The sequence below is a fragment of the Klebsiella aerogenes KCTC 2190 genome (assembly GCF_000215745.1).
Taxonomy (GTDB): Bacteria; Pseudomonadota; Gammaproteobacteria; order Enterobacterales; family Enterobacteriaceae; genus Klebsiella; species Klebsiella aerogenes.
The window spans coordinates 1,698,953-1,720,992 of record NC_015663.1; the positions used below are offsets into that span (position 1 = coordinate 1,698,953).

Genomic DNA, 22,040 nt, shown 5'->3' on the forward strand with positions numbered 1-22,040 from the left:
GTGCGCAGCACCGCCTCCGGGAAAGGCTCCTGCCTGCCGGCACCCTTCATTCACGCCCATGATGAGATGAACCCGGCCCCGAACCGATATTATTCAGGCAAGCCTTCCCTCGCCAGATACGGTAAACTAATGCTGATTTTGCATCAGGAAGCCACTATGAACCTCTCCCTCAAACCCTGGAATACCTTTGGCATTAGCCATTCTGCCAAAGCAATTGTACTTGCTGAAAATGAACAACAGTTGCTGGCTGCCTGGCAAGCCGCTGCTGCAGAACACCAACCTTGTCTGATCCTTGGAGAAGGAAGCAACGTTCTGTTCCTGAAAGACTATTCCGGCACGGTGATCATCAACCGCATCATGGGGATCGAGGTAAGCGAAACGTCTGAAGCCTGGCGTTTGCACGTTGGCGCCGGTGAAAACTGGCATCAACTGGTGCAATTTGCGCTGGAAAATGGAATGCCTGGGCTGGAAAATCTGGCCTTAATTCCTGGTTGCGCGGGGTCTTCACCAATTCAAAATATTGGTGCCTATGGCGTCGAACTGCAGCGAGTATGTGAATACGTAGACTGTATCGAACTCGAAACAGGTCGCAAGCAGCGCCTTTCTGCCGCAGAGTGCCGTTTCGGCTATCGCGACAGTATTTTCAAACATGAATATCAGGATCGTTACGCGATAGTGGCTGTTGGGCTACGGCTGGAAAAAGCATGGCAGCCCGTCCTGACCTATGGTGATTTAACCCGCCTCGATCCGCAAACTGTTACCCCACGCCAGGTATTCGATGCCGTTTGTCACATGCGTATGACCAAGTTACCGGATCCTAAAGTGAATGGTAATGCCGGTAGCTTCTTTAAAAACCCGGTCGTCAGCGCTCAAGTTGCCCAGGCGCTGCTGGCTTCATTCCCTAACGCGCCGCATTATCCACAGGCTGACGGCAGCATTAAACTGGCAGCCGGTTGGCTTATCGACCAGTGCCAGCTAAAAGGGAAAACTATCGGCGGGGCTGCCGTTCACCGTCAGCAGGCGTTGGTGCTGATCAACGATAACCAGGCGACCAGCGATGATGTCGTTGGGTTGGCACACTATGTCCGCCAGCAGGTAGGCGAGAAATTTAATGTTTGGCTCCAGCCTGAAGTGCGCTTCATCGCAGAGAACGGTGAAGTGAATGCGGAAGAGGTGATTGCATGAAAGATAATACCGTACCCCTGACGCTGATCTCTATTCTGGCGGATGGCGAGTTTCACTCTGGCGAACAGCTCGGCGAACGCCTGGGGATGAGCCGCGCGGCAATTAACAAGCATATGCAGACGCTCCGCGACTGGGGTGTTGATGTGTTTACCGTACCAGGGAAGGGCTATAGCCTCCCTGAACCGATTGAATTGCTGGACGAGCAAAAGATTGCCGGCCAGATTGAACAAGGTCGTATTACCGTGCTGCCGGTGATTGATTCCACCAACCAGTATTTGCTGGATCGTCTGGATGAACTGGAATCAGGTGATGCCTGTGTCGCTGAATATCAGCAGGCTGGTCGTGGCCGCCGCGGGCGTAAGTGGTTCTCACCGTTTGGGGCCAATCTTTATCTCTCCATGTACTGGCGTCTGGAACAAGGCCCTGCTGCTGCGATTGGTTTGAGCCTGGTGATCGGTATTGTGATTGCAGAAGTACTGCAGAGCCTGGGGGCGGATAACGTTCGGGTCAAATGGCCGAATGATATCTATCTGCAGGACCGCAAGTTGTCCGGTATCCTGGTAGAACTGACAGGCAAAACCGGTGATGCCGCGCAAATCGTCAGCGGCGCTGGTATCAACCTCGTGATGCGCCGCGTTGAGTCTGACATTGTCAATCAGGGGTGGATCAGCCTCCAGGAGGCGGGAGTCTTCATTGACCGTAACACCCTGACGGCGCGTCTGGTGAAAGCATTACGTACCGGTTTGCAACTATTCGAACAGGAAGGTTTAACACCTTACCTGCCACGCTGGGAAAAACTGGATAACTTTATTAATCGGCCGGTGAAGCTGATTATTGGTGATAAGGAAATATTTGGTATTTCTCGCGGAATTGATGCTCAAGGGGCATTATTACTCGAGCAGGATGGGGTAATTAAACCATGGGTGGGAGGCGAGATATCGCTGCGTAGCGCTGAATAGAAAAAAGGGAGCTTGCGCTCCCTTTTTTATTTCCGTAGGCGAACTTGATCGACCGAATGATTTGCGCTTTTGGTCATAATCAAGCTTGCTCGCTCTCGGGTTGGTAATATATTTTCTTTTAAGTTCAGTAGGTTGATCTCATTCCATAATGAAGTGGCGATATTGACCGCTTCGTCTTTTGAGAGTTTTGCGTAATTATGGAAATAAGAATCCGGATCGGTAAAAGCGCCTTCACGGAATTTCAGGAAGCGGTTGATATACCAGTTTTTTAATAAGTCTTCCGGCGCATCGACATAAATAGAGAAGTCGACAAAGTCAGAGACAAATACATGATGCGGATCGTGCGGATAATCCATCCCGCTCTGCAGAACGTTCAAACCTTCCAGAATAAGAATATCCGGTTGAGCAACGGTTTTATCACCATCAGGAATAACATCATAAATGAGATGGGAATAGACCGGCGCGGTGGCATTTGGTACGCCAGATTTCAGGTCAGAAACAAACTTCACCAACCGATGCATATCATAGGACTGCGGGAAGCCCTTTTTCTTCATCAAGCCGCGTTCTTTTAACACCGAGTTAGGATGTAAGAAGCCATCGGTAGTTATCAGTTCAACATGACGATGTTCCGGCCAGCGGCTAAGCAGCGCCTGTAAAACACGCGCTGTAGTACTTTTACCAACCGCAACGCTACCTGCAATACTGATGATGTAAGGAATACGCTGGCCGTTGGTGCCAAGAAATTGCTCAAGCACCGCCTGGCGACGGAGGTTGGAACTGATATAGAAATTGAGCAAACGTGACAGCGGCAAATAGATCTCGGCGACTTCTTCCAGCGAAAGATCTTCGTTGATGCCTTTTAACCGCGCGATTTCTTCCTCTGTCAGCGTCATCGGAACGGAATCACGAAGTGCAGCCCATTGGTTGCGGTTAAATTGTAGATAGGGTGTCATTAACGTCTGCTCTTTTTTGCTCATAAGCATGTTCTTACTATCACCGAAAAAGAGGTAGCGGTGATGCTTCACACTAGTTAATCAGGACAATGGGCAGGAGGGTAACACCAGAATGCCGGGAATAATAAGAAAAAAACTCATCGAAGGGCGCTTTCTCATAGCAGCATCACAAGTGATGAATAAGTAGAAAGAGGGGAGAAAGCGAGTCTGCTATCTTTGCAGGTTAGCGATCGCACCTGCCACCAGGATTTGCAGGTGAAAAAACCGTCATTCTTATATCTGACAGGCGCAGCGAAACAAATTCTGCGTTGAGGAATGCGCTTTTTTTGCACTCCATTGTTTGAAATTACACCGTTTTTTCGCGTAAGAGCACAAAATGTGAGCAAGAGAACGTTTTATGCAAATTTTTAGTTGCATGAACTCGCAGGTCTCCCTAGAATGCGCGCTACTTGATGCCGACTTAGCTCAGTAGGTAGAGCAACTGACTTGTAATCAGTAGGTCACCAGTTCGATTCCGGTAGTCGGCACCATAACAATTTGGGTGGGGTTCCCGAGCGGCCAAAGGGAGCAGACTGTAAATCTGCCGTCATCGACTTCGAAGGTTCGAATCCTTCCCCCACCACCACTTTCGGGCAACGCTTTGCGTAGCCGGAGTTGGTTGGGTAAACTAATCAGCTCAACATTAAAGAGAGCAATCTCTTTTTTGTTACAGAAAGAACTGGGTAGCCGAGTTTCAGGATGCGGGCATCGTATAATGGCTATTACCTCAGCCTTCCAAGCTGATGATGCGGGTTCGATTCCCGCTGCCCGCTCCAGACGTGCTGATATGGCTCAGTTGGTAGAGCGCACCCTTGGTAAGGGTGAGGTCCCCAGTTCGACTCTGGGTATCAGCACCACTTCTTTATCTCTCCTTCCCTGTTTCTCTCTGTTTATTGCATTCAACAAGTCGGGCATGTTGCCTGGTTGATGTGGTGATATCACCGATTTATCCGTGTCTTAGAGGGACAATCGATGTCTAAAGAAAAGTTTGAACGTACAAAACCGCACGTTAACGTCGGTACTATCGGCCACGTTGACCATGGTAAAACAACGCTGACCGCTGCAATCACTACCGTACTGGCTAAAACCTACGGCGGTGCTGCTCGCGCATTCGATCAGATCGATAACGCGCCGGAAGAAAAAGCTCGTGGTATCACCATCAACACTTCCCACGTTGAATATGACACCCCGACTCGCCACTACGCGCACGTAGACTGCCCGGGCCACGCCGACTATGTTAAAAACATGATCACCGGTGCTGCTCAGATGGATGGCGCGATCCTGGTTGTTGCTGCGACTGACGGCCCGATGCCGCAGACTCGTGAGCACATCCTGCTGGGTCGTCAGGTAGGCGTTCCGTACATCATCGTGTTCCTGAACAAATGCGACATGGTTGATGACGAAGAGCTGCTGGAACTGGTTGAGATGGAAGTTCGTGAACTGCTGTCTCAGTACGATTTCCCGGGCGACGACACTCCGATCGTTCGTGGTTCTGCTCTGAAAGCGCTGGAAGGCGACGCAGAGTGGGAAGCGAAAATCATCGAACTGGCTGGCTTCCTGGATTCTTACATCCCGGAACCAGAGCGTGCGATTGACAAGCCGTTCCTGCTGCCGATCGAAGACGTATTCTCCATCTCCGGTCGTGGTACCGTTGTTACCGGTCGTGTAGAGCGCGGTATCATCAAAGTTGGTGAAGAAGTTGAAATCGTTGGTATCAAAGACACCGCGAAAACCACCTGTACTGGCGTTGAAATGTTCCGCAAACTGCTGGACGAAGGCCGTGCTGGTGAGAACGTAGGCGTTCTGCTGCGTGGTATCAAACGTGAAGAAATCGAACGTGGTCAGGTACTGGCTAAGCCGGGCAGCATCAAGCCGCACACCAAGTTCGAATCTGAAGTGTACATCCTGTCCAAAGACGAAGGCGGCCGTCATACTCCGTTCTTCAAAGGCTACCGTCCGCAGTTCTACTTCCGTACTACTGACGTGACTGGTACCATCGAACTGCCGGAAGGCGTAGAGATGGTAATGCCGGGCGACAACATCAAAATGGTTGTTACCCTGATCCACCCGATCGCGATGGACGATGGTCTGCGTTTCGCAATCCGTGAAGGCGGCCGTACCGTTGGCGCGGGCGTGGTTGCTAAAGTTCTCGGCTAATCGCTGATAACATTTGACGCAATGCGCAATAAAAGGGCATCATTTGATGCCCTTTTTGCACGCTTTCACACCAGAACCTGGCTCATCAGTGATTTTTTTTGTCATAATCATTGCTGAGACAGGCTCTGAAGAGGGCGTAAAGTCCGAAACGCAGCAGAGCATTTCGGTTTGGTCGCCTCGCATTTTATGCGGGGCGAAGATGTTTGTCTGAATTCTTGTGACAGGTTGGTTTATGAGTGCGAATACCGAAGCTCAAGGGAGCGGGCGCGGCCTGGAAGCGTTGAAGTGGGTTATCGTTGCCGTGCTGCTGATTGTAGCCATCGTAGGCAACTTCCTTTATCGCGACATTATGCTGGCGATCCGTGCGCTGGCTGTGGTGATTCTTATCGCTGCTGCCGGTGGCGTCGCTCTGTTAACGACAAAAGGTAAGGCGACAGTCGCTTTCGCCCGCGAAGCGAGAACCGAAGTCCGCAAAGTGATCTGGCCGACCCGCCAGGAAACGCTGCACACCACGCTGATTGTTGCTGCCGTAACTGCAGTAATGTCACTGATCCTGTGGGGACTGGATGGTATTCTGGTTCGCCTGGTATCCTTTATCACTGGCCTGAGGTTCTGAGATGTCTGAAGCTCCTAAAAAGCGCTGGTACGTCGTTCAGGCGTTTTCCGGTTTTGAAGGTCGCGTAGCTACTTCGCTGCGTGAACATATCAAATTACACAACATGGAAGAGTTGTTTGGCGAAGTCATGGTTCCAACCGAAGAAGTGGTTGAAATCCGTGGCGGCCAGCGTCGCAAAAGCGAACGCAAATTCTTCCCAGGCTACGTTCTGGTTCAGATGGTCATGAACGACGCGAGCTGGCACCTGGTGCGCAGCGTCCCGCGCGTGATGGGCTTCATCGGCGGTACTTCCGACCGTCCGGCGCCGATCAGCGACAAAGAAGTCGATGCCATCATGAACCGTCTGCAGCAGGTTGGCGATAAGCCGCGTCCGAAAACGCTGTTTGAGCCGGGCGAAATGGTTCGCGTCAACGATGGTCCGTTTGCTGACTTTAACGGCGTTGTTGAAGAAGTGGACTACGAGAAGTCTCGCCTGAAAGTTTCCGTTTCTATCTTCGGTCGTGCGACTCCGGTAGAACTGGACTTCGGCCAGGTTGAGAAGGCGTAAGCCGGCGATCAAAAAAGCAGCGATTTAATCGTTGCATAGGGCGCGAAATTGGCATACAATTTCGCGCCTTTTGTTTTTATGGGCCTGGCCCGTAAAACGATGTTTAATCACGGGGAGCTTCTCTGAAGCGTTAATACCCAATTCGAGGATTTAAGAATGGCTAAGAAAGTACAAGCCTACGTCAAGCTGCAGGTTGCAGCTGGTATGGCAAACCCGAGTCCGCCGGTTGGTCCAGCACTGGGTCAGCAGGGCGTTAACATCATGGAATTCTGCAAAGCGTTCAACGCAAAAACCGAATCCATGGAAAAAGGTCTGCCAATCCCGGTTGTTATCACCGTTTACGCTGACCGTTCTTTCACTTTCGTTACCAAAACTCCGCCGGCAGCAGTTCTGCTGAAAAAAGCGGCTGGTATCAAGTCCGGCTCTGGTAAGCCGAACAAAGATAAAGTTGGTAAAATTTCCCGCGCTCAGCTGCAGGAAATCGCGCAGACCAAAGCTGCCGACATGACTGGTGCCGACATTGAAGCGATGACTCGCTCCATCGAAGGTACTGCACGTTCCATGGGCCTGGTAGTGGAGGACTAAGAAATGGCTAAACTGACCAAGCGCATGTCCGTGATTCGTGAGAAAGTTGATGCAACTAAACAGTATGACATCAACGAAGCCATCTCTCTGCTGAAAGAACTGGCGACCGCTAAGTTCGTTGAAAGCGTTGACGTTGCTGTAAACCTGGGCATCGATGCTCGTAAATCTGACCAGAACGTACGTGGTGCAACTGTACTGCCGCACGGTACTGGCCGTTCTGTTCGCGTTGCCGTATTTGCACAGGGCCCGAACGCTGAAGCTGCTAAAGCTGCAGGCGCCGAGCTGGTAGGTATGGAAGATCTGGCTGACCAGATCAAGAAAGGCGAAATGAACTTTGACGTTGTTATTGCTTCCCCGGATGCAATGCGCGTTGTTGGCCAGCTGGGCCAGGTTCTGGGCCCGCGCGGCCTGATGCCAAACCCGAAAGTTGGTACCGTAACTCCTAACGTTGCTGAAGCGGTTAAGAATGCTAAAGCAGGTCAGGTTCGTTATCGTAACGACAAAAACGGCATCATCCACACCACCATCGGTAAAGTGGACTTTGACGCTGACAAACTGAAAGAAAACCTGGAAGCTCTGCTGGTTGCGCTGAAAAAAGCAAAACCGACTCAGGCTAAAGGCGTGTACATCAAGAAAGTTAGCATCTCCACCACCATGGGTGCAGGTGTTGCAGTAGATCAGGCTGGCCTGAACGCTTCTGCAAACTAATGCCTTTACGTGGGCGGTGATTTTGTCTACAATCTTACCCCCACGTTTGCTAACGAAAGTTAGCGGCTAACAGATTTGTTCGTTGGAGCCTGGCCTATCCAGGCCTCCGTCGAAGACCGCAGGTGTTTCGTAAGAAACTTAATCCCCTGCGTAGACGGTGACAGAACGCTAAGATTATTTTTTGGATACTCTGGCTTGTTTCTGCTCACCGTATTAAGACGCTCTATTCGTTGAATAGAGTGAAGTGAGTTCCAGAGCATAAGCTCTGGCAAACATCCAGGAGCAAAGCTAATGGCTTTAAATCTTCAAGACAAACAAGCGATTGTTGCTGAAGTCAGCGAAGTAGCCAAAGGCGCGCTGTCTGCAGTAGTTGCGGATTCCCGTGGCGTAACTGTAGATAAAATGACTGAACTGCGTAAAGCAGGTCGTGAAGCTGGCGTTTACATGCGTGTTGTTCGTAACACCCTGCTGCGCCGCGTCGTTGAAGGTACTCCGTTCGAGTGCCTGAAAGACACGTTTGTTGGTCCGACCCTGATTGCATACTCTATGGAACACCCGGGCGCTGCTGCTCGTCTGTTCAAAGAGTTCGCGAAAGCGAATGCAAAATTTGAGGTCAAAGCCGCTGCCTTTGAAGGTGAGCTGATCCCGGCGTCGCAAATCGACCGCCTGGCAACTCTGCCGACCTACGAAGAAGCAATTGCACGCCTGATGGCAACCATGAAAGAAGCTTCGGCTGGCAAACTGGTTCGTACTCTGGCTGCTGTACGCGATGCGAAAGAAGCTGCTTAATCGCAGTTATCTTTGTAAAGCACTCGCTTACGTATAAACTTATTCTGATATTCAGGAACAATTTAAATGTCTATCACTAAAGATCAAATCATTGAAGCAGTATCCGCTATGTCCGTAATGGACGTTGTTGAGCTGATCTCTGCAATGGAAGAAAAATTCGGTGTTTCCGCTGCTGCTGCTGTAGCTGTAGCTGCTGGCCCGGCTGAAGCTGCTGAAGAAAAAACTGAATTCGACGTAATTCTGAAAGCTGCTGGCGCTAACAAAGTTGCTGTTATCAAAGCAGTACGTGGCGCGACTGGCCTGGGTCTGAAAGAAGCTAAAGACCTGGTAGAATCTGCACCGGCTGCACTGAAAGAAGGCATCAGCAAAGACGACGCTGAAGCTCTGAAAAAATCTCTGGAAGAAGCTGGCGCTGAAGTTGAAGTTAAATAAGCCAACCCTTCCGGTTGCAGCCTGAGAAATTAGGCTGAGGCTGGTGACTTTTTAGTCACCAGCCTTTTTGCGCTGTAAGGCGCCAGTAGCATTTCACACTGTTTGACTGCTGGTTTGCCTCACAATGCTTGTTTCTATCGACGACTTAATATACTGCGACAGGTTAGGGTTCCTGGGCTGTGTAAATCGCAATGAAATGGTTTAAGCGTGATAGCAACAGGCATTGCGGAAAGTGTTCCATTTTCCGGTCAACAAAATAGTGTTGCATAAAAAACTGCCCTTTCCGGGCAGATGGGTCGACTTGTCAGCGAGCTGAGGAACCCTATGGTTTACTCCTATACCGAGAAAAAACGTATTCGTAAGGATTTTGGTAAACGTCCACAAGTTCTGGATGTGCCTTATCTCCTTTCTATCCAGCTTGACTCGTTCCAGAAGTTTATCGAGCAAGATCCTGAAGGGCAGTATGGTCTGGAAGCAGCCTTCCGTTCCGTATTCCCGATTCAGAGCTACAGCGGTAATTCAGAGCTGCAGTACGTCAGCTACCGTCTGGGCGAACCTGTTTTTGATGTTAAAGAATGTCAGATCCGTGGCGTGACGTATTCCGCACCGCTGCGCGTAAAACTGCGTCTGGTGATCTACGAGCGCGAAGCGCCGGAAGGCACCGTTAAAGACATTAAAGAACAAGAAGTCTACATGGGCGAAATCCCGCTCATGACCGACAACGGTACCTTCGTTATCAACGGTACCGAGCGTGTTATCGTTTCTCAGCTGCACCGTAGCCCGGGCGTCTTCTTTGACAGTGACAAAGGTAAGACTCACTCTTCCGGTAAGGTCCTGTATAACGCACGTATCATCCCTTACCGTGGTTCCTGGCTGGACTTCGAATTCGACCCGAAAGACAACCTGTTCGTTCGTATCGACCGTCGTCGTAAACTGCCTGCAACCATCATTCTGCGCGCGCTGAATTACACCACTGAGCAGATCCTTGACCTGTTCTTCGAGAAAGTGGTCTTTGAAATTCGCGACAACAAGCTGCAGATGGAGCTGGTACCGGAGCGTCTGCGCGGTGAAACCGCCTCCTTCGATATCGAAGCCAACGGTAAAGTGTACGTTGAGAAAGGCCGTCGTATTACCGCGCGCCATATTCGCCAGCTGGAAAAAGACGATATCAAACATATCGAAGTTCCGGTTGAGTACATCGCGGGTAAAGTTGCTTCTAAAGACTACATCGACGAAGCGACCGGCGAACTGATCTGCCCGGCGAACATGGAGCTGAGCCTGGATCTGCTGGCTAAACTGAGCCAGTCCGGCCACAAGCGTATCGAAACGCTCTTCACCAACGATCTGGACCACGGTCCGTACATTTCTGAAACTGTACGCGTCGACCCGACCAACGATCGTCTGAGCGCGCTGGTAGAAATCTACCGCATGATGCGCCCGGGTGAGCCGCCGACTCGTGAAGCGGCTGAAAGCCTGTTTGAGAACCTGTTCTTCTCCGAAGACCGCTACGATCTGTCCGCGGTTGGTCGTATGAAGTTCAACCGTTCTCTGCTGCGCGACGAAATCGAAGGTTCCGGTATCCTGAGCAAAGACGACATCATTGAAGTGATGAAGAAGCTCATCGATATCCGTAACGGTAAAGGCGAAGTCGATGATATCGACCACCTCGGCAACCGTCGTATCCGTTCCGTTGGCGAAATGGCGGAAAACCAGTTCCGCGTTGGCCTGGTGCGTGTAGAGCGTGCGGTTAAAGAGCGTCTGTCTCTGGGCGATCTGGATACCCTGATGCCTCAGGATATGATCAACGCCAAGCCGATTTCCGCAGCAGTGAAAGAGTTCTTTGGTTCCAGCCAGCTGTCCCAGTTTATGGACCAGAACAACCCGCTGTCTGAGATTACGCACAAACGTCGTATCTCCGCACTCGGCCCAGGCGGTCTGACCCGTGAACGCGCAGGCTTTGAAGTTCGAGACGTACACCCGACTCACTACGGTCGCGTATGTCCAATCGAAACGCCTGAAGGTCCGAACATCGGTCTGATCAACTCCCTGTCCGTGTACGCACAGACTAACGAATACGGTTTCCTTGAGACCCCGTACCGTAAAGTGACCGACGGTGTTGTTACCGACGAAATTCATTACCTGTCTGCTATCGAAGAAGGTAACTACGTCATTGCTCAGGCGAACTCCAACCTGGATGACGAAGGCCACTTTGTTGAAGATCTGGTTACCTGCCGTAGTAAAGGCGAATCCAGCTTGTTCAGCCGCGACCAGGTTGACTACATGGACGTATCCACCCAGCAGGTGGTATCCGTCGGTGCGTCCCTGATCCCGTTCCTGGAACACGATGACGCCAACCGTGCATTGATGGGTGCGAACATGCAACGTCAGGCGGTTCCGACTCTGCGCGCTGATAAGCCGCTGGTTGGTACCGGTATGGAACGTGCTGTTGCCGTCGACTCCGGTGTTACTGCGGTAGCTAAACGTGGCGGTACCGTTCAGTACGTGGATGCTTCCCGTATCGTTATCAAAGTTAACGAAGACGAGATGTACCCGGGCGAAGCAGGTATCGACATCTATAACCTGACCAAGTACACCCGTTCTAACCAGAACACCTGCATCAACCAGATGCCTTGCGTGTCCCTGGGCGAACCAATTGAACGCGGCGACGTCCTGGCCGACGGCCCGTCCACCGACCTCGGTGAACTGGCGCTGGGTCAGAACATGCGCGTAGCGTTCATGCCGTGGAACGGCTACAACTTCGAAGACTCCATCCTCGTATCCGAGCGTGTTGTCCAGGAAGACCGTTTCACCACCATCCACATTCAGGAACTGGCGTGCGTGTCCCGTGACACCAAGCTGGGGCCGGAAGAGATCACCGCTGACATCCCGAACGTGGGTGAAGCTGCGCTCTCCAAACTGGATGAATCCGGTATCGTTTATATCGGTGCGGAAGTGACCGGCGGCGACATTCTGGTTGGTAAGGTAACGCCGAAAGGTGAAACCCAGCTGACTCCGGAAGAGAAACTGCTGCGCGCGATCTTCGGTGAGAAAGCGTCTGACGTTAAAGACTCTTCTCTGCGCGTACCGAACGGTGTCTCTGGTACCGTTATCGACGTTCAGGTCTTTACCCGTGACGGCGTAGAGAAAGACAAGCGTGCGCTTGAAATCGAAGAGATGCAGCTGAAGCAGGCTAAAAAAGACCTGTCTGAAGAACTGCAGATCCTCGAAGCTGGTCTGTTCAGCCGTATTTACGCTGTGCTGGTTGCCGGTGGCGTTGAAGCTGACAAGCTCGACAAACTGCCTCGCGATCGCTGGCTGGAACTGGGCCTGACCGACGAAGAGAAACAAAATCAGCTGGAGCAACTGGCTGAGCAGTATGACGAACTGAAACACGAGTTCGAGAAAAAACTCGAAGCGAAACGCCGTAAAATCACCCAAGGCGACGATCTGGCACCGGGCGTGCTGAAGATTGTTAAGGTATACCTGGCCGTTAAACGCCGTATCCAGCCTGGTGATAAGATGGCAGGTCGTCACGGTAACAAGGGTGTTATCTCTAAGATCAACCCGATCGAAGATATGCCGCACGATGCTAACGGTACGCCGGTAGATATCGTACTGAACCCGCTGGGCGTACCGTCTCGTATGAACATCGGTCAGATCCTGGAAACTCACCTGGGTATGGCTGCGAAAGGCATCGGCGATAAGATCAACGCCATGCTGAAACAGCAGCAAGAAGTCGCGAAACTGCGCGAATTCATCCAGCGTGCTTACGATCTGGGCGCTGACGTTCGCCAGAAAGTTGACCTGAATACCTTCAGCGATGAAGAAGTTCTGCGTCTGGCTGAAAACCTGCGTAAAGGCATGCCGATCGCAACGCCGGTATTCGACGGTGCGAAAGAAGCTGAAATCAAAGAGCTGCTGCAGCTGGGCGATCTGCCGACTTCCGGTCAGATCACTCTGTTTGACGGCCGCACCGGTGAACAGTTCGAACGTCCGGTAACCGTAGGTTACATGTACATGCTGAAACTGAACCACCTGGTCGACGACAAAATGCACGCTCGTTCCACCGGTTCTTACAGCCTGGTTACTCAGCAGCCGCTGGGTGGTAAGGCGCAGTTCGGTGGTCAGCGCTTCGGTGAGATGGAAGTGTGGGCGCTGGAAGCATACGGCGCGGCGTACACCCTGCAGGAAATGCTCACCGTTAAGTCTGATGACGTGAACGGTCGTACCAAGATGTATAAAAACATCGTGGACGGCAACCATCAGATGGAACCGGGCATGCCGGAATCCTTCAACGTACTGTTGAAAGAAATCCGCTCGCTGGGCATCAACATCGAACTGGAAGACGAGTAACTCTCGCTCAAACAGGTCACTGGTGCCGGGGTAAAACCCGGCGCCAGATTGTGCTAACTCCGACGGGAGCAAATCCGTGAAAGACTTATTAAAGTTTCTGAAAGCGCAAACTAAAACCGAAGAGTTTGATGCGATCAAAATTGCTCTGGCATCGCCAGACATGATCCGTTCATGGTCTTTCGGTGAAGTTAAAAAGCCGGAAACCATTAACTACCGTACGTTCAAGCCAGAACGTGACGGTCTGTTCTGCGCTCGTATTTTCGGGCCAGTAAAAGACTATGAGTGCCTGTGCGGTAAGTACAAGCGCCTGAAACACCGTGGTGTTATCTGTGAGAAGTGCGGCGTTGAAGTGACCCAGACCAAAGTGCGTCGTGAGCGCATGGGCCACATCGAGCTGGCGTCTCCGACTGCCCACATCTGGTTCCTGAAGTCTCTGCCGTCCCGTATCGGTCTGCTGCTGGATATGCCGCTGCGTGATATCGAACGCGTACTGTACTTTGAATCTTATGTTGTTATCGAAGGTGGCATGACCAACCTCGAACGCAACCAGATTCTGACTGAAGAGCAGTACCTGGACGCGCTGGAAGAGTTCGGTGACGAATTCGACGCGAAGATGGGCGCCGAAGCTATTCAGGCCCTGCTGAAAAGCATGGACCTGGAGCAAGAGTGCGAGCAGCTGCGTGAAGAGCTGAACGAAACCAACTCCGAAACCAAGCGTAAAAAGCTGACCAAGCGCATTAAGCTGCTGGAAGCCTTCGTTCAGTCTGGCAACAAGCCGGAGTGGATGATCCTGACCGTTCTGCCGGTTCTGCCGCCAGATCTGCGTCCGCTGGTTCCGCTGGATGGCGGTCGTTTTGCGACTTCTGACCTGAACGATCTGTATCGTCGCGTCATTAACCGTAACAACCGTCTGAAACGTCTGCTGGATCTGGCTGCGCCGGACATCATCGTACGCAACGAAAAACGTATGCTGCAGGAAGCGGTCGACGCCCTGCTGGATAACGGTCGTCGCGGTCGTGCGATCACCGGTTCCAACAAACGTCCTCTGAAATCTTTGGCCGATATGATCAAAGGTAAACAGGGTCGTTTCCGTCAGAACCTGCTCGGTAAGCGTGTTGACTACTCCGGTCGTTCTGTAATCACCGTAGGTCCATACCTGCGTCTGCATCAGTGCGGTCTGCCGAAGAAAATGGCGCTGGAGCTGTTCAAACCGTTCATCTACGGCAAGCTGGAACTGCGTGGCCTGGCCACCACCATCAAAGCCGCTAAGAAAATGGTTGAGCGCGAAGAAGCTGTCGTTTGGGATATCCTGGACGAAGTTATCCGCGAACACCCGGTACTGCTGAACCGTGCGCCAACACTGCACCGTTTGGGTATCCAGGCGTTTGAACCGGTTCTGATCGAAGGTAAAGCCATTCAGCTGCACCCGCTGGTTTGTGCGGCATATAACGCCGACTTCGATGGTGACCAGATGGCTGTTCACGTACCGCTGACGCTGGAAGCCCAGCTGGAAGCGCGTGCGCTGATGATGTCTACCAACAACATCCTGTCCCCGGCGAACGGCGAACCAATCATCGTTCCGTCTCAGGACGTTGTACTGGGTCTGTACTACATGACCCGTGACTGTGTTAACGCCAAAGGCGAAGGCATGGTGCTGACTGGCCCGAAAGAAGCGGAGCGTATTTATCGCGCCGGTCTGGCCTCTCTGCATGCGCGCGTTAAAGTGCGTATCACCGAATACGAAAAAGACGACAATGGTGAATTCGTCGCGAAGACCAGCCTGAAAGACACGACCATCGGCCGTGCCATTCTGTGGATGATCGTACCGAAAGGTCTGCCGTTCTCTATCGTGAACCAGGCGCTCGGTAAGAAAGCGATCTCTAAGATGCTGAACACCTGTTACCGTATTCTGGGTCTGAAACCGACCGTTATTTTTGCGGACCAGACGATGTACACCGGCTTTGCTTATGCAGCGCGCTCAGGTGCATCCGTTGGTATCGATGACATGGTCATCCCGGAGAAAAAATACGAAATCATCAGCGAAGCGGAAGCTGAAGTTGCTGAGATTCAGGAACAGTTCCAGTCTGGTCTGGTTACTGCGGGCGAACGCTACAACAAAGTTATCGATATCTGGGCTGCGGCGAACGATCGTGTATCCAAAGCGATGATGGATAACCTGCAAACCGAAACCGTGATTAACCGTGACGGTCAGGAAGAGCAGCAGGTTTCCTTCAACAGCATCTACATGATGGCCGACTCCGGTGCGCGTGGTTCTGCGGCACAGATTCGTCAGCTGGCTGGTATGCGCGGTCTGATGGCGAAGCCGGATGGCTCCATCATCGAAACGCCGATCACCGCGAACTTCCGTGAAGGTCTGAACGTACTCCAGTACTTCATCTCCACCCACGGTGCTCGTAAAGGTCTGGCGGATACCGCACTGAAGACTGCGAACTCCGGTTACCTGACTCGTCGTCTGGTTGACGTTGCGCAGGACCTGGTTGTCACTGAAGACGATTGTGGCACCCTGGAAGGCATCACCATGACGCCGGTTATCGAAGGTGGCGACGTTAAAGAGCCGCTGCGCGATCGCGTATTGGGTCGTGTGACTGCTGAAGACGTTCTGAAGCCGGGTACCGCGGACATTCTGGTTCCACGCAACACGCTGCTGCACGAGCACTGGTGTGACCTGCTGGAAGAGAACTCCGTTGACTCCGTCAAAGTTCGTTCCGTTGTATCCTGTGACACCGACTTTGGTGTATGTGCGCACTGCTACGGTCGTGACCTGGCGCGTGGCCACCTCATCAACAAAGGTGAGGCTATCGGCGTTATCGCGGCACAGTCCATCGGTGAGCCGGGTACACAGCTGACGATGCGTACGTTCCACATCGGTGGTGCGGCATCTCGTGCGGCTGCTGAATCCAGCATCCAGGTGAAAAACAAAGGTAGCATCCGTCTGAGCAATGCGAAGTCGGTTGTGAACTCCAGCGGTAAACTGGTTATCACCTCGCGTAACACCGAACTGAAGCTGATCGACGAATTTGGTCGTACCAAAGAAAGCTATAAAGTGCCTTACGGTTCCGTTATGGCTAAAGGCGACGGCGAACAGGTTGCTGGCGGTGAAACCGTTGCAAACTGGGATCCGCATACCATGCCGGTTATCACCGAAGTGAGTGGTTTCGTCCGCTTCACTGACATGATCGACGGCCAGACCATTACTCGTCAGACCGACGAGCTGACCGGTCTGTCTTCGCTGGTGGTTCTGGATTCCGCGGAACGTACCTCCGGTGGTAAAGATCTGCGTCCGGCGCTGAAAATTGTTGATGCTCAGGGCAACGATGTTCTGATCCCAGGCACCGATATGCCTGCTCAGTACTTCCTGCCGGGTAAAGCGATTGTTCAGCTGGAAGATGGCGTACAGATCAGCTCTGGTGACACCCTGGCGCGTGTTCCGCAGGAATCTGGCGGTACCAAGGATATCACCGGTGGTCTGCCGCGCGTTGCGGACCTGTTCGAAGCACGTCGTCCGAAAGAGCCGGCAATCCTGGCTGAAATCAGTGGCATCATTTCCTTCGGTAAAGAAACCAAAGGGAAACGTCGTCTGGTTATCACCCCGGTAGACGGTAGCGAACCGTACGAAGAGATGATTCCGAAATGGCGTCAGCTGAACGTGTTCGAAGGTGAACGTGTAGAACGTGGTGACGTGGTTTCCGACGGTCCGGAAGCGCCGCACGACATTCTGCGTCTTCGTGGCGTACACGCGGTAACGCGTTACATCACCAACGAAGTGCAGGACGTTTATCGTCTGCAAGGCGTTAAGATTAACGATAAGCACATTGAAGTTATCGTTCGTCAGATGCTGCGTAAAGCGACCATCGAAAGTGCTGGTAGCTCCGACTTCCTCGAAGGTGAGCAGGTTGAATACTCCCGCGTTAAGATCGCTAACCGCGAGCTTGAAGCGAATGGCAAAGTTGCGGCAACCTATTCCCGCGACCTGCTGGGTATCACCAAAGCGTCTCTGGCAACCGAGTCCTTCATCTCCGCGGCATCGTTCCAGGAGACCACTCGCGTGCTGACCGAAGCAGCCGTTGCGGGCAAACGCGACGAACTGCGCGGTCTGAAAGAGAACGTCATCGTGGGTCGTCTGATCCCGGCAGGTACCGGTTATGCGTACCACCAGGATCGTATGCGCCGTCGCGCAGCGGGCGAACAGCCGGCTGCGCCGCAGGTGAGCGTAGAAGAAGCGTCTGCCAACCTGGCAGAACTGCTGAACGCAGGCCTGGGCGGTTCTGACAACGATTAATCGTTGATTCGCTAAGCGCTTAAAAGCCAGTCAGGTTTCCTGACTGGCTTTTTTATTACCTGTCGATTTATCTCACCTAAAACAAATTACATTTATTTAATGTAATTGCCGCAATTAATTAGCAAATTACACATGTCTGATAATTATCTATTTGCTATTTCTTTATGCCATCACTAATCGATGGATAAAAATTCTACATGTATCAAAAAATAGGCGCCGCAAACGCTATATAGTCAAAACACTCAAAGAATCATGTGATTACTTTTCCCCATCCTTTTCGGTTTACCGCAACTGAGGGGGGCACTGCGCCTGTTAAAAGGCAATGGAGGTGGTGAGCAAAATAAAAATAAGGCGGAGAGTATTGTCGTTATTAATGGATAGCTTCTGGGGGATGCATGGAATTTGCTATACAGCTCATCATTATCTTAATTTGTCTGTTCTACGGCGCGAAAAAGGGTGGCATTGCGCTCGGCCTTTTAGGCGGCATTGGCTTAGTTATCTTAGTTTTTGTCTTTCATCTTAAACCAGGAAAACCGCCGGTTGATGTCATGCTGGTGATTATCGCGGTGGTGGCCGCCTCGGCGACGCTACAGGCATCCGGCGGTTTAGACGTGATGCTGCAGATTGCCGAGAAGCTCCTGCGGCGCAACCCCAAATACGTTTCTATCGTTGCGCCATTCGTCACCTGTACGCTGACGATCCTGTGCGGTACCGGCCACGTGGTGTATACGATCCTGCCAATTATTTACGACGTAGCTATCAAAAATAATATTCGCCCGGAGCGGCCGATGGCGGCGAGCTCGATTGGCGCTCAGATGGGGATCATTGCCAGTCCGGTTTCGGTGGCGGTGGTCTCGCTGGTGGCGATGCTCGGGAATTTTACCTTTAACGGTAAGCACCTTGAGTTTCTCGATCTACTGGCGATAACCATTCCGTCAACGCTACTGGGGATTTTGGCGATTGGCATCTTCAGCTGGTTCCGTGGTAAGGACCTTGATAAAGACGAGACCTTCCAGGCGTTTATTGCAGTACCGGAAAACCGTCATTATGTTTATGGCGATACGGCCACGCTATTGGATAAAAAGCTGCCGACCAGCAACTGGATCGCGATGTGGATCTTCCTTGCCTCAATCGCCGTAGTGGCGCTGCTTGGCGCGTTTTCCGAACTGCGCCCGGCGTTCGATGGTAAGCCTCTCTCAATGGTACTGGTGATCCAGATGTTCATGCTGCTCTCCGGGGCGCTTATCATCATCATTACCAAAACTAACCCGGCGTCGATTTCAAAAAATGAGGTTTTCCGCTCGGGGATGATCGCTATCGTCGCGGTGTACGGTATCGCATGGATGGCGGAAACCATGTTTGGCGCGCACATGACCGAGATTAAAGGCGTGCTCGGAGAGATGGTGAAGGAGTACCCGTGGGCCTACGCTATCGTGCTGTTATTGGTATCGAAGTTCGTCAACTCTCAGGCGGCGGCGCTGGCGGCGATTGTCCCGGTAGCGCTGGCGATCGGCGTTGACCCGGCCTATATCGTGGCTTCCGCGCCCGCCTGCTACGGCTATTACATCCTGCCGACTTACCCAAGCGATCTGGCGGCGATTCAGTTTGACCGTTCAGGCACGACCCATATTGGCCGCTTCGTCATAAACCATAGCTTTATCCTGCCGGGATTAATTGGCGTGAGCGTTTCTTGCGTCTTTGGCTGGGTGTTCGCGGCGATGTACGGTTTTCTGTAATTGAGACAGGCGCCGCTGGCGGCGCCTGATAAATCAGCGGGATTATTGTGCGGGCGGCAGGCGGCGATACAGTTCGATCATATCGGTTGCTAAATCCTGAATCACCATCGCGTTCATTAGATGATCCTGGGAATGCACGGTAATCAGGTTCACCGGCAGCTTGCCGCTGCCTTCGTCCAGGCCAATAAGCTGGGTCTGGATTTTATGCGCATGCTTCACGAATTCGTGGGAGTCGGCCATAGCCTGTTCGGCGGCGGCAAAATCGCCTTTACGCGCCTGCTGCAGGGCGGTGAGGGCAGAACTGCGTGCGGAGCCGGCGTTGACCAGCAGCTCCATGATAATCGTCTCTAAATCTTCCATGCCTTACTCCATCAGCTTCAGGGCTTTATCCAGAACGGCATCGCCTTTCATCATGCCGTAATCCATCATGTCAATAACGGCGACCTTTTTACCGACCGGGTCGGCTAGCGCCTGTAGTTTCGCCTGCTCGTACTTCACCTGTGGGCCGAGCAGGATAATATCCGCCGCGGCCAGGTTATCTTTGAACTCCGCTACCGGCACAGCTTTGATCGAGACTTCGATGCCTTTCTTTTGCGCGGCCTCTTTCATGCGTTGCACCAGCATGCTGGTGGACATTCCTGCGGCACAGCATAAAACGATATTCTTCATAGTTTCATCGCCCTTATGTATGTTCCTTGATGCATCATCTTTATCGCGGGCGGCGGCGCGGCACAACCGCTTCACCATGATTGTGTGTAAAACATCACAAAAAATGAAACCGGTTTCAATTTTGCAGCGGCCGAGATAAAAAAGCCCGCAAAAGCGGGCTATCAGGGAGTTGTGCTCAGGCGCGAACGATTCGATTCTTGCCCTGCTGTTTGGCCTTATACAACGCTTCATCCACGCTAACGACCAGTTTTTCCAGCGGCTCCATATTCCATTCCCCGAGGCCGGCGCTAAAGGTGACGGTTAATCCTTCTTCGCGCCAGGTTCGGCTGGCAACGTTAAGGCGCCAGCTCTCCAGAATGGTGAGCGCGTTGTCGATATGTTCGGCAGGGAAGATAACGGCAAACTCTTCGCCGCCGTAGCGGTAAAGCGAGATCTCCTGCGGCTGCAGGATCTGTATCCCTTCACGCGCGACGTTGCGCAGCACGATGTCGCCATTGAGGTGGCCCCAGGTATCATTAATTGATTTAAAGTTGTCGATATCGACCAACGCGAGGGCGAAAGGCTGGTGATCGTTCATCAGGGCGGCGATATCGCTGTCGAAGGCGCGGCGGTTTTTGCAGCCGGTTAGCGCATCGATGGTAGCCTGGCGGACATAGGTGAGCTCACGCTGTTTATTGCTCTCGATCGCTTTGCTGAGCATGGCTTCCAGCCGCGGCGCGCGTTTGACGTCGCCGGTCTTAATGGCGTTAATGATGTTCATCAGTACGGTACGCGAAGCGTGGCGCAGATACAGCCCGAACAGGACGATGACAATGGCGGCAAGAGCGAATCCCCAGGCGACAATATCGGTTTCATAGCGCGTCAGGTCGGCAAGGGTGGTATCGGTGACGCGGAAAATAACGAACCAGTCAGGGTTGGTAAAGGAATAGTAGTAGTACCAGGCCTTATGTTCCTCATCATAAAGTTGGCCTTCCGCGCTGGTCATTTTGTCCATCAGTTCCGCGCTAACGTAGGTTTTAAATAGCGCGCCGGTATCGGGATGGATCACCACTTTGCCGTCGCGTTGCACGACAAAAAACTCGCCCTGTACCGGTGAGACAATCTGCCGTAACGCGTAGCCCATCGACGTCAGATCCATATGAAACGCCAGGCTACCTTTGAGCCTCCCCTGCGGTGAAATGACAGGCCGGTAGACGGTAACGGTAGGATGGTGGGTGAAGTAATCCAGATAGGGACTGGTATAGAGGCTGAAGGTACTGGCTTCCGCCTGGCGAATAAACCAGGGGCGCGTTTTCGGATCAAACGTGCGGCTCTCATCGCCTTCCATCACTTCGGGAGCGCGCAGATAATGACCGAGAGTATCGGCAAGCGAAATGGAGGAGACCGTCGGCATCAGCTCCTGCAGACGCATCAAATCGTCCAGACCCTTTTGCGGATTGAGATTTACGGCGCTATTGAGCGCATCGTCGCGGGCAAAGTATTTCGTCGCGCGCGCCAGAATGTAGTCATTTTCGCGCAGCAGCGATTCGGTGTAGTTCACCGCAAGGTTATGGGTAAAGTTGCGGTTAATATGGTGATAATCTTCAAGAAAGTTTTTCTTCTGCGTCGCGGTAACAAAGATTGCGATCAGTAAAAAACTGAGCAAAATCCCCGCAAACCCCACTACGATCGGCGTAGTAAAAGAGAGCTTTCTGTTGTGGCGTGCCATGAGTTGTTAATCGTCCAGAATCAATATACCCGTCATACTTCAAGTTGCATGTGCGTTGGCTTTCCTCGCTCACCCCAGTCACTTACTGAAGTAAGCTTCTGGGGATTCGCTGCGTCGCCGCGTGACTCGGCCTTCAGCCTCGCCCCTACGGGGCCAGCGCAAGCGCTGTTCAAAACGGCTAGCCGTTTTGTCCTGCAACTCGAATTATTTAGGGTATAAACCGTGGGTTTAGACGCAGGTTAAGCCAGCATGCCTGCTTAGCGAATCAGGTAACTATCGCTAAATTATAACGCTGAGTGCGCTC

At 52.3% G+C, this 22,040-nt stretch carries 16 protein-coding genes and 4 tRNA genes; 16 read left to right on the forward strand and 4 right to left on the reverse strand.

Annotation, left to right across the window (positions count from 1 at the left end):
• The first annotated feature begins 129 nt into the window (after positions 1–129).
• Both murB and birA read left to right on the forward strand, forming a co-directional pair.
• Entirely contained in the window at positions 130–1,185 is a 1,056-nt protein-coding gene (gene murB, locus EAE_RS08240) for a UDP-N-acetylmuramate dehydrogenase (RefSeq protein WP_260768335.1), read from the forward strand.
• A complete protein-coding gene (birA, locus tag EAE_RS08245) occupies positions 1,182–2,144 on the forward strand; it encodes a bifunctional biotin--[acetyl-CoA-carboxylase] ligase/biotin operon repressor BirA (protein WP_015704003.1) in 963 nt (320 codons plus the stop codon). Before murB ends, birA begins: the two co-directional genes overlap by 4 nt.
• 26 nt (positions 2,145–2,170) lie before the next feature.
• On the opposite strand, the gene coaA is transcribed toward birA, so the two are convergent.
• On the reverse strand, positions 2,171–3,121 hold the full coding sequence (coaA, locus tag EAE_RS08250; protein WP_015368830.1) for a type I pantothenate kinase: 951 nt from the start codon (positions 3,119–3,121) through the stop codon (positions 2,171–2,173).
• A 430-nt stretch (positions 3,122–3,551) separates the two neighbouring features.
• Here coaA and EAE_RS08255 point away from each other — a divergent pair.
• The 14 genes from EAE_RS08255 to dcuB all read left to right on the forward strand — a co-directional run bounded on the left by EAE_RS08255 (position 3,552) and on the right by dcuB (position 19,359).
• Positions 3,552–3,627: transfer RNA gene (locus tag EAE_RS08255), tRNA-Thr, on the forward strand.
• 10 nt (positions 3,628–3,637) lie between these two features.
• Positions 3,638–3,722, forward strand: a tRNA-Tyr gene (locus tag EAE_RS08260).
• Positions 3,723–3,837: 115 nt separating this feature from the next.
• A tRNA-Gly gene (locus EAE_RS08265) sits at positions 3,838–3,912 on the forward strand.
• Between the two features lie 5 nt (positions 3,913–3,917).
• A tRNA-Thr gene (locus EAE_RS08270) sits at positions 3,918–3,993 on the forward strand.
• A 115-nt stretch (positions 3,994–4,108) separates the two neighbouring features.
• Positions 4,109–5,293, forward strand: a complete 1,185-nt coding sequence (tuf, locus tag EAE_RS08275) for an elongation factor Tu (protein ID WP_015368828.1) — start codon at positions 4,109–4,111, stop codon at positions 5,291–5,293.
• 232 nt (positions 5,294–5,525) lie between these two features.
• The gene (gene secE, locus EAE_RS08280; protein ID WP_015368827.1) at positions 5,526–5,909 is read left to right on the forward strand and encodes a preprotein translocase subunit SecE; all 384 of its coding nucleotides are present in this window, start codon (positions 5,526–5,528) and stop codon (positions 5,907–5,909) included.
• Between the two features lies 1 nt (position 5,910).
• The gene (gene nusG / locus EAE_RS08285; RefSeq protein WP_007665882.1) at positions 5,911–6,456 is read left to right on the forward strand and encodes a transcription termination/antitermination protein NusG; all 546 of its coding nucleotides are present in this window, start codon (positions 5,911–5,913) and stop codon (positions 6,454–6,456) included.
• A gap of 156 nt (positions 6,457–6,612) precedes the next feature.
• On the forward strand, positions 6,613–7,041 hold the full coding sequence (gene rplK / locus EAE_RS08290) for a 50S ribosomal protein L11 (protein WP_008808007.1): 429 nt from the start codon (positions 6,613–6,615) through the stop codon (positions 7,039–7,041).
• Between the two features lie 3 nt (positions 7,042–7,044).
• Positions 7,045–7,749, forward strand: coding sequence for a 50S ribosomal protein L1 (gene rplA, locus EAE_RS08295; protein ID WP_015368826.1), 705 nt, complete (start codon positions 7,045–7,047; stop codon positions 7,747–7,749).
• Between the two features lie 291 nt (positions 7,750–8,040).
• Complete coding sequence (gene rplJ / locus EAE_RS08300) at positions 8,041–8,538, forward strand: 50S ribosomal protein L10 (RefSeq protein ID WP_004097644.1); 498 nt, start codon at positions 8,041–8,043, stop codon at positions 8,536–8,538.
• A 66-nt stretch (positions 8,539–8,604) separates the two neighbouring features.
• Positions 8,605–8,970 (forward strand): 50S ribosomal protein L7/L12, encoded by a 366-nt coding sequence (rplL, locus tag EAE_RS08305; RefSeq protein ID WP_003033114.1) that lies wholly within the window; start codon positions 8,605–8,607, stop codon positions 8,968–8,970.
• Positions 8,971–9,294: 324 nt separating this feature from the next.
• Complete coding sequence (rpoB, locus tag EAE_RS08310) at positions 9,295–13,323, forward strand: DNA-directed RNA polymerase subunit beta (RefSeq protein ID WP_015704004.1); 4,029 nt, start codon at positions 9,295–9,297, stop codon at positions 13,321–13,323.
• Positions 13,324–13,399: 76 nt separating this feature from the next.
• On the forward strand, positions 13,400–17,623 hold the full coding sequence (gene rpoC / locus EAE_RS08315; protein WP_015368824.1) for a DNA-directed RNA polymerase subunit beta': 4,224 nt from the start codon (positions 13,400–13,402) through the stop codon (positions 17,621–17,623).
• 395 nt (positions 17,624–18,018) lie between these two features.
• The gene (dcuB, locus tag EAE_RS08320) at positions 18,019–19,359 is read left to right on the forward strand and encodes an anaerobic C4-dicarboxylate transporter DcuB (protein WP_015368823.1); all 1,341 of its coding nucleotides are present in this window, start codon (positions 18,019–18,021) and stop codon (positions 19,357–19,359) included.
• Positions 19,360–19,401: 42 nt separating this feature from the next.
• Here the strand turns inward: dcuB and EAE_RS08325 are convergent, their stop codons facing one another.
• From EAE_RS08325 to EAE_RS08335, 3 genes are all read right to left on the reverse strand, one after another.
• Complete coding sequence (locus tag EAE_RS08325; RefSeq protein ID WP_015704005.1) at positions 19,402–19,719, reverse strand: PTS lactose/cellobiose transporter subunit IIA; 318 nt, start codon at positions 19,717–19,719, stop codon at positions 19,402–19,404.
• A 3-nt stretch (positions 19,720–19,722) separates the two neighbouring features.
• The gene (locus EAE_RS08330) at positions 19,723–20,028 is read right to left on the reverse strand and encodes a PTS sugar transporter subunit IIB (protein WP_015704006.1); all 306 of its coding nucleotides are present in this window, start codon (positions 20,026–20,028) and stop codon (positions 19,723–19,725) included.
• Between the two features lie 175 nt (positions 20,029–20,203).
• Positions 20,204–21,736 (reverse strand): sensor domain-containing diguanylate cyclase, encoded by a 1,533-nt coding sequence (locus EAE_RS08335; RefSeq protein WP_047079401.1) that lies wholly within the window; start codon positions 21,734–21,736, stop codon positions 20,204–20,206.
• Positions 21,737–22,040: the final 304 nt, after the last annotated feature.

Bases quoted from the DNA above. Each gene is read 5' to 3' on its own strand.
- murB (WP_260768335.1), top strand. From the start codon at position 130: ATGCTGATTTTGCATCAGGAAGCCACTATGAACCTCTCCCTCAAACCC.
- birA (WP_015704003.1), top strand. From the start codon at position 1,182: ATGAAAGATAATACCGTACCCCTGACGCTGATCTCTATTCTGGCGGAT.
- coaA (WP_015368830.1), bottom strand. From the start codon at position 3,121: ATGAGCAAAAAAGAGCAGACGTTAATGACACCCTATCTACAATTTAAC.
- tuf (WP_015368828.1), top strand. From the start codon at position 4,109: ATGTCTAAAGAAAAGTTTGAACGTACAAAACCGCACGTTAACGTCGGT.
- secE (WP_015368827.1), top strand. From the start codon at position 5,526: ATGAGTGCGAATACCGAAGCTCAAGGGAGCGGGCGCGGCCTGGAAGCG.
- nusG (WP_007665882.1), top strand. From the start codon at position 5,911: ATGTCTGAAGCTCCTAAAAAGCGCTGGTACGTCGTTCAGGCGTTTTCC.
- rplK (WP_008808007.1), top strand. From the start codon at position 6,613: ATGGCTAAGAAAGTACAAGCCTACGTCAAGCTGCAGGTTGCAGCTGGT.
- rplA (WP_015368826.1), top strand. From the start codon at position 7,045: ATGGCTAAACTGACCAAGCGCATGTCCGTGATTCGTGAGAAAGTTGAT.
- rplJ (WP_004097644.1), top strand. From the start codon at position 8,041: ATGGCTTTAAATCTTCAAGACAAACAAGCGATTGTTGCTGAAGTCAGC.
- rplL (WP_003033114.1), top strand. From the start codon at position 8,605: ATGTCTATCACTAAAGATCAAATCATTGAAGCAGTATCCGCTATGTCC.
- rpoB (WP_015704004.1), top strand. From the start codon at position 9,295: ATGGTTTACTCCTATACCGAGAAAAAACGTATTCGTAAGGATTTTGGT.
- dcuB (WP_015368823.1), top strand. From the start codon at position 18,019: ATGGAATTTGCTATACAGCTCATCATTATCTTAATTTGTCTGTTCTAC.
- EAE_RS08325 (WP_015704005.1), bottom strand. From the start codon at position 19,719: ATGGAAGATTTAGAGACGATTATCATGGAGCTGCTGGTCAACGCCGGC.
- EAE_RS08330 (WP_015704006.1), bottom strand. From the start codon at position 20,028: ATGAAGAATATCGTTTTATGCTGTGCCGCAGGAATGTCCACCAGCATG.
- EAE_RS08335 (WP_047079401.1), bottom strand. From the start codon at position 21,736: ATGGCACGCCACAACAGAAAGCTCTCTTTTACTACGCCGATCGTAGTG.